The organism is Rhodocytophaga rosea (assembly GCF_010119975.1).
Classification (GTDB): domain Bacteria; phylum Bacteroidota; class Bacteroidia; order Cytophagales; family 172606-1; genus Rhodocytophaga; species Rhodocytophaga rosea.
The window spans coordinates 1008334-1021059 of record NZ_CP048222.1 but is presented as its reverse complement, the minus strand read 5'-3'; the positions used below and the strand labels follow the sequence as shown (position 1 = coordinate 1021059).

Here is a 12726-nt window from a genome sequence, read left to right as displayed (position 1 = left end):
ATAAATAAAATTAAGATAAAAAGCTAGCCAGGATAATGGAGAGGGAGTATTTATTAAATTCACAGTACTAAAAGAAAAGTATCCTACTAAAAACAAAAACCCGTGGGTTATACACGGGTTTGTAACGAAAGATCTTTATATAATCGCCAGGTGCTCTGGGTATCTTTGTATTCTACTTCTACTTTGTCCATAAACTGTTTCACCAGCCATAACCCAACACCTCCATTTTTCCCTTCCCTCACCATTTGCCGGACATCCGGGGGTTTGTGCGATTCCAGATCAAAGTATACTGCATCTCTATCTATAATTTCAAATTCGATACCTTCTTTGCTGTTCTTAATACTTAATTCAATAGCATCACCAGGATTACATTTATGTGAATGAATGATCAGGTTGGCGCATACCTCATCTACTGCCAGCACCATCTGGTTTATTTCCAACTCAGAAAGGGAATAATTGCGTAGTACGCTTTTTACAAATTCACGAATTCCTTTCAGGTTTTCTCTCGAACAGAAAAATTTATAATAATGGATCATTTACTAATGATTTTGCTTCTTCTTTAGAGAAAACGATGGTAAGTAATTGATCTAAACCTAGTATTTCAAATACATTCCTTACTTTTTCATTTAATCCAAAAAGGACTAATGATATATTCTTGTCCTGGAAATCCTGAAGATAGGACATGAATACACCTAGTCCGGCAGAAGATATATAATTTAAATTCTTACAATCAACTAAAATATTGGCTTCATTTTGAACCACAACGCTTTCTATAGCCTTGTCTAACAAAATAGACGAGCTGGCATCCAGTTCGCCATTGATAGCAATAATGCAAAAACTGTCTTCGCGTAAGGTGCTAATTTCCATATTCAAATTGGGTTACGGATTTGCGATAATAATGTTACGCAAAATTAATTTAATTTTTTAAGGAATTATCAGCCTATATCATGCATCCGGTACGTATTAGTATTGATTTTCTGGTATGAGCCTGATCTTTAACAGCCTGTCTGTTTGGTCAGCCCTGTTAACAAATATATTAAAATATATGTATACACAAATAATCTTTACAAAAATAAAAGCGCAACCCTATGGATCGCGCTTTTATATAATAACTTCAGAATGTATTACACATTCCGGTTAATAGCATTCAGATCTTCAAATGCCTGTTTTAAGCGGGCAATAAAGGTTTTCTCTCCTTCACGCAACCATGCTCTGGGATCATAGTATTTTTTATTCGGACTGTCTTCTCCTTCAGGATTGCCTATTTGGCCTTGCAGGTAGCCTTTTTTAGCTTCATAATAATTTCTGATACCTTCCCAGAATGCCCATTGCATATCAGTATCTATATTCATTTTTACTGCTCCATATTCAATAGCTTCCCGAATCTGATGCTGTGGAGAACCAGAGCCGCCGTGGAATACAAAGTTGACAGGCGTAGGGCTGCTGATGCCGAATTTTTTACGGATATATTCCTGAGAGTTTTTCAGAATTTCAGGTCTTAACTGCACATTGCCTGGTTTGTATACGCCATGCACGTTTCCAAAAGCGGCAGCAATAGTAAAACGGTTGCTTACTTTGCCAAGTTCTTCGTAGGCATGTGCAACTTCTTCAGGCTGTGTATACAGATGGGCGCTATCTACCCCGGAATTGTCAACACCATCTTCTTCGCCTCCGGTTACCCCTAGTTCTACTTCAATGGTCATACCCAGGCGGCTCATGCGTTGCAGGTATTTTTTGCTGATCTCAACATTTTCTTCAAGCGGTTCTTCCGACAGGTCGAGCATATGGGAGCTATACAGCGGTTTTCCATGCTGTTCATAGAATTTTTCTCCGGCATCGAGCAGACCGTCTATCCAGGGAAGTAATTTTTTAGCCGCATGGTCAGTATGCAGAATGACAGGAACCCCATACAGTTCGGCTACGGCATGTACATGCTGGGCACCCGAAATGGCACCGGCAATAGAAGCCTGTTGTTTATCGTTGGGCAAACCTTTGCCGGCAAAAAATTGGGCGCCGCCATTGGAAAATTGTATAATTACCGGAGAGTTTACCGCTTTTGCCGTTTCCAGAACCGCATTTACAGAGTTGGTTCCAATCACATTTACAGCAGGCAGGGCAAAATTATTTTCGTTGGCATAGTTCAGTAATTCATGCACGTCGTCACCGGTGAGTACGCCAGGTCTGAATTTAGAAGCAACATTATTCATAGTATAAGGTTTAGAAGAAAATACTACAATAGTAGAGCAAAAAATCTTATTATCAAATATTTAATAAATTAATCATAAGCCGATTTTGGGAATGGAAGAAATGTCTGGTAATATTGTAGAGCGCAAATGGCAATACAACGTATTTGAAATCAATTCTTTTTGAACAAATCATTTGCCCGAACGTACTTGTTTCCAGGAATGATGACTTCCTAAAACCACGTGATTTTGTATGGACTTTTCCGGAATAGCTGAGTTTTTTAAGTTTTTACTGGACTCTGAAGATATAATTAATTATGGCGGCCTTGCGCTGATTGTGCTGATCGTATATATGGAAAACGGGATGTTTTTTGCGTTTTTCCTGCCTGGCGATTACCTGCTCTTTCTGGCCGGCCTGTTTGCCAGTACCGGTCAATTGCATTTTTCCATTACGCTCATTTCTTCTTCTATTGTGGCAGCTGCCATTCTGGGCAGTTATACCGGCTATTTTTTTGGACGTTTGCTGGGAAAAAATCTGGAACACCGGAAAGATTCTCTGTTTTTTAAGAAGGAATATCTGGAACGGTCGAGGGTGTTTTTTGCCAGATATGGAGGCAAAGCACTGATTTTAGCCCGTTTTATGCCGATCGTGCGTACATTTTCTCCTATTGTGGCTGGCACCATTCACATGAACATCCGTACCTTTTCCTTGTACAATGTGCTGGGAGCATTAGCCTGGGGAGTTTCCTTGCCAGTTGCCGGCTATTATCTGGGGCAGCGGTTTCCACAGATTATAGATTATGTAGAATATATAATTCTCTTCTTTATTGGCATCACTAGTATTGCCCTCATCCGCACCTTGATCGGTATGAAAAAAAAAAGGAACAAACCGCCGGGAAATGAAACAAGTCAATAGCCATTAATCCATATCATTTCCCAGATTAAATATATAGAACAGAACACAAGATCTACTCATCACTAAAGATTAGTATCTACTCGCTCTTACTTCCCAGCCAGCTTTTGCGGAATGATTTTATCTGCTCAGTAACTTGCATTCCTGCTTCTTCATATAAAACGATATTCATGGCTTCGTCGGTACCTAATTTTACGCTGGTCTGCTTTTCTTTTCCCATCTGGCTGAAAACAATTGATAGGGTATCACCTGGTTTTTTCTGTTGTAATAAAGCCTTGTAATTTTCCTGAGTAGGCTTAGCGCCATCAATACTTAAAATTATATCACCACTTTCCATCCCGGCTAAGTATAATGGACTTCCTCTTAGTACCGGCGACTGAATCTGCGCTCCTTCATTAGAAAAGCGGAGGGCTACATACCCCAGCGAAGCCTGACCTGGATTAGCATTTTCGAGTAACATACCTGCCTGTGCCAGCAAGCTTTTATAGGGGGCAGTTTCTTTTCCTTCAATAAAACTACTATAAAAGGTATTGGCAAATGTCTGGTTACCGGTGAGTTCGCCTAAGGTAGTGCGGAGGTCGGCCATGGTATAGGGTGTTTCTGATTTACCAAATTTTTTCCAGACCAGCCGCATATAATCATCCAGGGTTAGGTTTTTGAATTCTTTTCTTAAGCTCAGGTCTAAGGCAAGTGCAATCATATCACCAAAATTATAGTATGAAAGGTAGGTATTCGAACGGTTATTCGGTTCAATAGAAACAGCCGCATCTACAAAAGGAGCTTGCTGACTCATTTCAACGGCACTAAATAATTTTCGCCCTGGTGCTCTGAGCATATAATCCAGATTAGCCGCTAACTCCCGTGTATATTGTTCTAAGGTTACTTCACCGGTACGGGAAAGAATCAGGTTGCCATAATAGGTGGTAAATCCTTCGGCAAACCACAGTTCCCCAGACATATTTGCCCTTTCAAAGTCAAACGGTTCCAGGGATTTTGGGCGTATGCGTTCTACATTCCAGGCGTGAAAAAACTCATGAGAGATGGTTCCTAAATTATCTAATGCGTTTGTAGCCAATGGATGGGTGCTGGTGCAAACTGTAGAATTCCGGTGTTCCATGCCATCTCCGGAAACATAGGGTGAATAAGCTGCCAGAAAAGTATATTTTCCAAAATCATACTCCGGCAGTTCGCCATAAACAGCCTTTTGCTCGCTTACTACTTTTTTTACCAGGCTGGCATACTGGTCTGCTTCAGCCTCAGTGCCGTTGTGAAGGAGAGCCAGTTGTATGGTTTTTTCTTTGCCACCTTCAGTTATGAGCCATTCCCGCAAAGTATAATTGCCTACTATAGTTGGGCTATCGAGGAAATATTGCAAATGAGGCGCTGAAAAAGTATTAGGTGTTTTCTCGGATTTAAGCTGGGTGGCGACTTTCCATTGCTGGCCCTCCGGCAAGCGGAACCGAACTTCTATTGGACGTTTTTCCAGCCCATGTGCCCACATAAAGGTAGCCGGCATATTTAATACGGCAAACAAAGCATTAATTCCGGTATAGGTTCCATCTGCCCGGTTGCCAAACAAAGTATAGGTAAGTCGTACGGTGCCATCATGACCGGAAATATTCCACTGATAAGGAGAGGGCCGGGATACCTGTAATTTCTGATCTTTGCTGTTGCGGGCTTCCAGGGCATATACGTGCTTGGCAAATTCATGTAAGGCATACCTGCCTGGAGAAGAACGGCTCATCACAACTTCTAAAGGTTTGTTTGTCAGGTTAGTAAAACTCACATTGATCTGCGCTTCATGGTGGGCTGCATTGTCAAATGAGATCTCATACTGGATTTTTTGCGCATTGACAATCTGACTGCTGGCAACAAAAACAAATAGAAATAAAGAATGATATAACCGGCTGAAGCTGGAGAAAATTACTGGCATACTATGGCAATTTAATGCTAAGTCTACATTTTAATTCCAAAGGATGCAATGGATAGGCAGAAAAATTTAGGACGCGCCCTTTTCACTGGCTTATAATAAGCCCGAATAATAAAACTGTTAAGCTCTGAACTAGAATTAGTTAGGTTGCTACCCAAGGCGCTTCATCACATGGGTAGCAAGGCAGTGCATCCGGTTAATTTCTTGTATCGTTGAGCTTGTCGTTGGCTTTTTGTAATTTCTGATTTTGTTTCTCTACTTTTTTCCGGGCTTTTTCCGCTTTCCGGGCTGCTTTATCTGCTTTTACTTCGGCTTTGGCTGTTCGGCGGGTTTCTTTTGCCGTGCGCCGCTCCGCTTTTTCCAGCCGCCTCGCTTCACGGGCTTCTGCTTTATTGGCTTTGGTCAAACGCTTGGCTTCTTTGGTACGATCTTTTTCCGCTTTCCGAAGTTCTTTTTCTGCCTTTACATCCGTGCGGGTATCTTTTGCCGATTCCTTGAGCTCCTCACGCATAGACTGGCTGCTGTCGGCTTCCATTTTCAGGTCATCCACATTACTATCGGTAGCATCGAGGGTATCTGCAAGTTGCTCCGTCTTATTTTCCAGAGAGTCTACTTCCTGACTGTAAGAAAAATGAGCAGAAAATAAAGTAATGGCTAGTATTGATAAATGCCATATGATTTTGTTTTTCATGATGCGTAAGCTGGTTGATTTAATCCGCTTTACGATATTGAAATAAAAATGGGTGCGATTGTACTAAATTATTTACCTTTCGGGCCAATTTGTTTGTACACGATATGCCTGATACAGTGTTCGTGATGCAACTAATTTGGGTAAGGTGTTAACTCTTGGTTTATTATCACATGGCAGCCAGGCAAATTGAGCGAGTAACTATATACTATTCAGAATGAGGTATTATTACTGAGTTCATATGTAGGAAATAGTATGAAGGAAAATTAATTAGCCAGGGCAATGGATGGGAACCAAATGACAGGTGCTGACATAACTATACCCATTAGAAAGGGCGATTAGTGGCAGATAATTTTTTGCTGTTGATCCAGAATAAAGACAAATTATTAATTTCGCCATACATTGCCTGACGTAATCTTTAAGCTGGTATTACATTGATTAAAACGTGAGAATGTATACCTAGGAATTAGTCAAATTAAACATATTAAAGTTTTATTTAAATATAATTAAATTTATCTATCATACATTTAAAATTTGTTAAATATATACTTTGTCGATTGATTTTTAGTTAATTACAGTTTAGTATTAATATATTTGATTTTTTTGTAATATAAACTATCCGTACTCTCTCTAAATGACTATTCTGTATATATTATCTGTTATTTACACTGATTTAACATTAACTTAACATTACAGTAGCATCTATAGAGTAACTTCGCACTAAATACATCTTATGTTCGGACTAGAGTTAGAATTACTCATCCTTTTATTTTTCTGTTTGCTGGCCGCCTGTGCCTTTGAATTTGTGAATGGATTTCATGATACTGCAAATGCCGTAGCTACTGTTATTTATACCAACTCCCTTAAACCCTGGACTGCTGTTATCTGGTCTGGATTCTGCAATTTTGTGGGCGTATTTGCCGGAGGAATTGGCGTAGCGATGGGTATTGTAAATTTGTTGCCAGTAGAACTACTGATTGACCAGAATGTATATCACAGCATTGCCATGGTACTGGCCCTGCTGTTTAGTGCCATCGCCTGGAACTTTGGTACCTGGTATTATGGCTTGCCCAGTTCAAGTTCTCATACCCTGATTGGTTCTATCTTAGGTGTTGGTCTGGCTTTTAGCTTTATGCCTGAAAATGATGGCGGAGGAGCTGCTGTAAACTGGAGCAAAGCCACTGAAATAGGCTTTTCGCTATTGTTATCTCCTATTTTCGGATTCAGCCTGGCTATTTTCTTAATGTTTGCCCTAAGAAGACTGGTAAAAGATACCGATGGAGAAGTGATTTTTAAAGAACCGCACAAACAAAAACCTCCTCCACTCTGGATCAGGAGTATCCTGCTGTTAACCTGTACGCTGGTAAGCTTTTTTCATGGCTCCAACGACGGACAAAAAGGAGTAGGGCTGGTGATGCTGATACTTATTGGGATCGTGCCTGCTTATTTTGCCCTGGATAACAATATAAATCCTGATTCTATTCCACGTAATCTGGCTGATATTGAGCAGGTGGTAAGCAGGGTTGATACCAGTTCCTTGTCTGTAGTAGAACGGCAGCGTTTGCGCAATACCAATTCCCGGATAGATTCCCTGCAAGCAATTGTCGCTGCAGACGGTAAGAAAATTCCTTCAGAGAAAAAGCTGGAAGTCCGCCGGGATGTGCTGCTTATTAGCAAGGAGATGAATTTTCTGGTAAACAATGAGTCGGTGGCCATGAGTAAGAATGATGCCCAGCTGATTAAAAGCAGTGTGGATAGCCTGCGTACCTTTACAGACTATGCCCCTACCTGGGTTATTTTTATGATCTCCATTTCACTGGGTCTTGGAACTATGGTAGGGTGGAAGCGGATTGTTCGTACAGTAGGAGAAAAAATCGGAAAGCAACATTTAACCTATGCACAGGGTGCATCAGCAGAACTGGTAGCTGCCAGTACAATTGGCGTATCTACTTTTCTGGCTTTACCGGTAAGTACCACACATGTGCTTTCGTCGGGAATTGCCGGCAGTATGGTGGCCAGCAAAGGAATTAAAAATTTGCAGCCTAAAACCATTAAAAATATCCTGATGGCATGGCTACTTACCTTACCGGTTTCTATCACTTTATCCGGCTTGTTGTATATCTTCTTCCGGTGGGTTTTGTAAAGTATCCTTTCCGCTTCATTTATATTTATTGCTATCTAAACTATAGTATTAGCAAGCTTTCGTATTTCACCAGGCTGATAGTTTTATAAAAATAAGATAGTCTACACCTCTTTATTAAATTTCAGTAAGCAACTCTTTAGTCTGATAGCAACTGAATATGAGGTAATTGGTAAATCATATTACCAATTACACACAAATCATCTGATAAATAATTAGCTTCGCTGAACTACAATCTGTTCCGGGCTTGTTTTTATCTTGCTAAACTTAATTAGCAGTCTTATCTTTCCATTCCATGAAATTATTGTATTCGTATCTGAACCAGTACAAAGGATTGGTCTTATTGGCACTATTACTTGCAGCTATAAACCAGATATTTTCCTTTTTAGACCCCTATATCTTCCAGAAAATCATTGACGGCTATGTAATCAATAAGGATGGTTCGCTGCGCAATTACGACAGTGTAAATATATTCCTGAAAGGAGCAGGTATGCTTATACTGGCGGCTATGGGAGTTGCCATGGTATCCAGGATTGCCAAAGCTTTCCAGGATTATTTTATCAATGTGATCACCCAGCGGCTTGGCGCACAGATTTATTCAGATGGCTTACGTCATTCCCTGGATATGCCTTTTCAGGTATTTGAAGATCAGCGCAGTGGCGAAACGTTAGGCATCCTCCAGAAAGTGCGGATAGATGTAGAAAAACTGATTGCGGCTTTTGTAAATATTCTGTTCACATCACTGGTAGGAATTGTTTTTGTAATGACATATGCCATTACTGTTAACTGGCTGCTTGGTGTCGTTTACCTCTCATCTGTGCCGTTGCTGGGCCTGGTAAGTTCATTGCTGAGTAAACGGATAAAAGTTATTCAGAAAACCATCGTGGCGCAAACTACCAGCCTTGCCGGTTCTACGACAGAATCACTGCGCAATATTGAACTGATCAAAAGTCTGGGGCTTTCCGGGCAGGAAACCAAGCGGCTCAACGATACGACTACCAAAATTCTGAAGCTGGAACTCAAAAAAGTACGGTATATCCGGAGTCTGAGTTTTGTACAAGGTACCTTTGTAAATCTGCTTCGGAATGGACTTCTGCTGCTAATGCTTTATCTGGTAGTAATTGGCCAGTTAACGGTAGGGCAGTTTTTTACTTTCTTTCTGTATTCTTTTTTTGTGTTTGGTCCGCTCCAGGAACTAGGGAATATCATTAATATATACCGTGAAACGGAAGTATCTCTTGAAAACTTCCAGCGGATTCTCAAGATGCCTAAAGAGCGTATTCCCGAAAAACCTGTCGCTGTTGGCAGGCTTCGTGAACTAGGATTCCAGCAGGTCAGTTTTAAACATCAGACGGCCAGCCAGAATGCACTTACTAATATCTCATTCAATATGCAGATTGGGCAGACCATAGCCTTTGTAGGTCCATCGGGTTCAGGAAAAACCACACTGGTTAAATTGCTGGTTGGGTTATATACACCAAATTCCGGACAGATTCTGTATAACGGAGTTCCCGGTAGCGATATTGACCTGAATGGATTGAGAGAACAAATTGGATTTGTTACACAAGATACCCAGTTATTTGCCGGTACTATCCGCGAAAACCTCAGATTTGCAGCTCCTCATGCCACAGATGAACAGTGTCTGGATATGCTTGCCAAGGCTGCTGCGCATAATCTACTGGCCAGGGCGGATAAAGGACTGGATACGGTACTGGGTGAAGGAGGAGTAAAAGTGTCTGGTGGTGAGAAACAACGTCTTTCTATTGCCCGGGCTCTTCTCCGCAAACCAACATTGCTGGTTTTTGATGAAGCTACCTCAGCACTGGATTCTCTTACCGAAGAAGAAATCAGCAAAACAGTTCGGGAAATTTCCGAAAGTCTTAATCATATGACTATTCTCATTGCCCACAGGCTTTCTACAGTACTTCATGCCGACCGTATTTTCGTTCTGGAGAAGGGGCAGATTGTAGAAGCAGGCAAACATCAGGAGTTACTGGAGCAGAAAGGCCTGTATTATGCCATGTGGCGCCAGCAGATCGGGGAACGGACTCTCTCAAGTATAAAACCAGGTTCTGTAAAGGTTGCTTCTTGATTCCGCCAAACGGATTTAATTCTATTGCTCCATCAATTGACAGAACTAAAGAGCATAGTAGTTATCAGACTAAATTCTATAAAGAGTGCATGCAGGTATTGAATTCGTTTTTGACAGCAGGCGTATAAAAAAACAGGTGAGTTTTTAGAAACTCACCTGTTTTACAAAAGTATACTTTTATTACGGTTATTATAAAGCTTTGGCAATGCGCTCTTCACGGGTTTCTACGGCGAAAGTATTGGTATAGCTTTCTGAAGAACTTTGAATTACCATCGTATAAATGCCATCCCCCATTTGAGATACATCAAATTTACCGTTAAACTTCGATCCATTGCCTATTGCTTTTGTATAAACTACTTCATTCTTGCTGTTTTTGATCAACATTGTTACTTTTGACTGAGTAGGATTTTCAAATAATACTTTCATCAGCGATGAATTTTCAACCGGGAAAACAGCTACTTTGAAAGCATCGTTTGTGTGGATATGAAGCATGGAATTATCAGTCAGTTTTACGTTCTGAGCGGAAGCGCTGCCAGCCCCAAACACAGCAATAGCTAAAGAAAGACCTGCAATAATAGTACGCATCCGATTAGAAGCAGTGTAAGTAGTAGAAAGAGTTTTCATGTGAGTAAGTTGTTTTTTGTTGTTTAACACTTGATTTACAAGTTTTTCTGTGAACGTATATGTGATTTTTGTACCATTTGATAGGCAAAAGGCGCTAAAGGTAACTTCTAAAAGAATATTACTAGATGAATGGTGTAAGGAATCAATGGATGGCTGGTAGGGCAGCCCCAAAAAAATTAAACCTTTACTCCACCTTTTAAAAATACTGAAATAACAATGCCTAACTGTCCGCTTATAGATTAAACAGTGAACGGCTATGGAATAAATGGGCGTGAATCATTTAAGGCTGTATGGGCCAAATGAAAGTGCAGAAAAATTAAGGATTAGATGTTCCTGTATTCAATACCTGTTTTTATTCTCAAATTATAGATTGGCAATTAATTTCCGGGCTTGCTATCCCGATCCACCCAGAACCTGTATAAATTATTAAATTTAGTGTGAACCGAGTACCCTAGTTTGACCGCCAGACTGAATAGTGAAACAATGCTTGCTTGAACTTATAAAGAGTAGCATCATACAAACCGAATAAAAAATCAGCAACAGATTTTTCCACGCTAAGCGGCGTATTATATCTCTGGAATAAGGTTTGTTTGCGAGGGGGTTGTAATCTTGGTTGGAGAACTCTTCTATATCCTTCCTGATATAAGAGTGGATGCAAGAAAGGAAACCAATATTCTATTTGTAAAGATGCCAATAAACCTTTCCAGAAAGGTTCAAGTAACGAATATGGCATATGATGGGGTTAATTTCCGGCTAAATATATGTAGCCGGATTATTAATTTCTAAAGTTATTCTACTGTTTTTAAAAATTTTACAGGCTGAATTTCCAGCAAAGAACCAGATTAAGACTATCTCACCTCTTTCGAAGGCACTTCCTGTACAGAGGATGGTTTATTCTTGTTATTTTTTGGTTCTACCAGCGAAATCAGCAGAAAAGGAATCAGGAAAAAAGTAAGGATAATATACACTAATCCAATCAGCCTATTTTTAACGGTGAGGCTGCCCAGTGAACGAGCCAGTTGCACAGGAATATTCCGGATAGCCGGAATGGGATAGAAGATAAGTACACCAATTACATTAAACAATACATGCGCCAGCGCTATACTCAGGGCTGCCTCCGACTTAGAGATGGCTGCAATCATGGCTGTAATGGTAGTACCAATATTGGCACCCATAATAAAAGGAAAGGCTTTTTTTACAGAAAGCTTGTCTGCAGCTACCAGAGGTACGATCAGGGAGGTGGTAACAGAACTGGAATGTATGGCGCCGGTTAATACCATGCCCCACAAAAGTGATTTGCCAGGGGCACCAAATACATATTTATCCATCTTCTTTTGTGATTCTCCAATTACCAGCTGTTTCAATAAAACGGTTAAATACTTGATAGCAATAAATAATAAAATTACTGAAATAATCAGTAGCAAGATGCCATTCTCATTACTTAGATTTTTGATATACTCACTTACCGGACTAATGGTTAATTTTACCAGTTCACCTGGCTTATTACCTAAATTAATGATCGCACCAGTTACGAGTACCGAAAGCTGGGAAAGCATGCCAAAATAATATTCCAGCGGAAACAAAATAATGGTGACCAGAATATTAAAGAAGTCGTGTACGGTAGCTACAGCAAAAGCCCGTCTGAACTCTCTTTTATCAATAATATGGCCTAAGGCAACAATGGTACTTGTTACAGTGGTGCCAATGTTTGCACCCATTATCATAGGAACAGCACTTTCCAGCGATAGGGCTCCTGAAGCTACGACAGCAACAATCATAGAAGTGACTGTAGAACTGCTCTGTACGATAGCTGTGGTAAGCAAGCCAATAAATAAGCTAATGAAAGGATTGGATGTTGCCTGAATGATATGCTCAATAATATCAGCCCCCAGAGATTTGAACGCAACGCTCATTAAATCCAGGGAAAGCATAAAAATAAAGGTAATCAGTAACAGCGCAAAAACCTGAATAATGATGTAGGTTGTATTTATTTTAGGAGTTTTGCCTGCTTCAATACCATTCTGCTTCAATGATAGATCATTTTAATTGTAACAAATTTAATTAAAATTAATGTATGAAAAATTCAATTGTTAACTTTTAACAAGCCATCATGATATGTTAATATATGCGTAACCTATTCTTAACTTTTATCTAAT

10 protein-coding genes are annotated in these 12726 nt (G+C 40.1%); 3 read left to right on the top strand and 7 right to left on the bottom strand.

Translation table 11 applies throughout. From position 1 onward, the window contains the following. Positions 1–107: 107 nt before the first annotated feature. The 3 genes from GXP67_RS04430 to fbaA all read right to left on the bottom strand — a co-directional run bounded on the left by GXP67_RS04430 (position 108) and on the right by fbaA (position 2207). Entirely contained in the window at positions 108–536 is a 429-nt protein-coding gene (locus tag GXP67_RS04430; protein ID WP_162442042.1) for an ATP-binding protein, read from the bottom strand. Next, positions 520–867, bottom strand: coding sequence for an STAS domain-containing protein (locus GXP67_RS04425; RefSeq protein WP_162442041.1), 348 nt, complete (start codon positions 865–867; stop codon positions 520–522). Before GXP67_RS04425 ends, GXP67_RS04430 begins: the two co-directional genes overlap by 17 nt. Before the next feature lie 257 nt (positions 868–1124). Beyond that, complete coding sequence (gene fbaA / locus GXP67_RS04420; RefSeq protein ID WP_162442040.1) at positions 1125–2207, bottom strand: class II fructose-bisphosphate aldolase; 1083 nt, start codon at positions 2205–2207, stop codon at positions 1125–1127. Positions 2208–2436: 229 nt separating this feature from the next. Between fbaA and GXP67_RS04415 the strand changes: the two genes are divergently transcribed. After that, the gene (locus GXP67_RS04415; protein WP_162442039.1) at positions 2437–3099 is read left to right on the top strand and encodes a DedA family protein; all 663 of its coding nucleotides are present in this window, start codon (positions 2437–2439) and stop codon (positions 3097–3099) included. Positions 3100–3175: 76 nt separating this feature from the next. Here the strand turns inward: GXP67_RS04415 and GXP67_RS04410 are convergent, their stop codons facing one another. Next, positions 3176–5029, bottom strand: coding sequence for a M61 family metallopeptidase (locus GXP67_RS04410; RefSeq protein WP_162442038.1), 1854 nt, complete (start codon positions 5027–5029; stop codon positions 3176–3178). A gap of 193 nt (positions 5030–5222) precedes the next feature. Further along, positions 5223–5717, bottom strand: a complete 495-nt coding sequence (locus GXP67_RS04405) for a hypothetical protein (RefSeq protein WP_162442037.1) — start codon at positions 5715–5717, stop codon at positions 5223–5225. A gap of 730 nt (positions 5718–6447) precedes the next feature. Here GXP67_RS04405 and GXP67_RS04400 point away from each other — a divergent pair. Both GXP67_RS04400 and GXP67_RS04395 read left to right on the top strand, forming a co-directional pair. Continuing rightward, positions 6448–7857 carry an inorganic phosphate transporter gene (locus tag GXP67_RS04400; protein WP_162442036.1) on the top strand — a complete coding sequence of 470 codons (1410 nt, stop codon included), beginning with the start codon at positions 6448–6450 and terminating at the stop codon, positions 7855–7857. Between the two features lie 292 nt (positions 7858–8149). Continuing rightward, entirely contained in the window at positions 8150–9946 is a 1797-nt protein-coding gene (locus GXP67_RS04395) for an ABC transporter ATP-binding protein (RefSeq protein WP_162442035.1), read from the top strand. A 189-nt stretch (positions 9947–10135) separates the two neighbouring features. On the opposite strand, the gene GXP67_RS04390 is transcribed toward GXP67_RS04395, so the two are convergent. Then, positions 10136–10570: a T9SS type A sorting domain-containing protein gene (locus GXP67_RS04390; RefSeq protein WP_162442034.1), complete on the bottom strand. Its 435-nt coding sequence runs from the start codon at positions 10568–10570 to the stop codon at positions 10136–10138. Positions 10571–11418: 848 nt separating this feature from the next. Further along, complete coding sequence (locus GXP67_RS04385; RefSeq protein WP_232064927.1) at positions 11419–12600, bottom strand: Na/Pi symporter; 1182 nt, start codon at positions 12598–12600, stop codon at positions 11419–11421. Positions 12601–12726 lie beyond the last annotated feature (126 nt).

Bases quoted from the DNA above. Each gene is read 5' to 3' on its own strand.
- GXP67_RS04395 (WP_162442035.1), top strand. From the start codon at position 8,150: ATGAAATTATTGTATTCGTATCTGAACCAGTACAAAGGATTGGTCTTA.
- GXP67_RS04390 (WP_162442034.1), bottom strand. From the start codon at position 10,570: ATGAAAACTCTTTCTACTACTTACACTGCTTCTAATCGGATGCGTACT.
- GXP67_RS04410 (WP_162442038.1), bottom strand. From the start codon at position 5,029: ATGCCAGTAATTTTCTCCAGCTTCAGCCGGTTATATCATTCTTTATTT.
- GXP67_RS04425 (WP_162442041.1), bottom strand. From the start codon at position 867: ATGGAAATTAGCACCTTACGCGAAGACAGTTTTTGCATTATTGCTATC.
- GXP67_RS04415 (WP_162442039.1), top strand. From the start codon at position 2,437: ATGGACTTTTCCGGAATAGCTGAGTTTTTTAAGTTTTTACTGGACTCT.
- GXP67_RS04400 (WP_162442036.1), top strand. From the start codon at position 6,448: ATGTTCGGACTAGAGTTAGAATTACTCATCCTTTTATTTTTCTGTTTG.
- GXP67_RS04405 (WP_162442037.1), bottom strand. From the start codon at position 5,717: ATGAAAAACAAAATCATATGGCATTTATCAATACTAGCCATTACTTTA.
- fbaA (WP_162442040.1), bottom strand. From the start codon at position 2,207: ATGAATAATGTTGCTTCTAAATTCAGACCTGGCGTACTCACCGGTGAC.
- GXP67_RS04430 (WP_162442042.1), bottom strand. From the start codon at position 536: ATGATCCATTATTATAAATTTTTCTGTTCGAGAGAAAACCTGAAAGGA.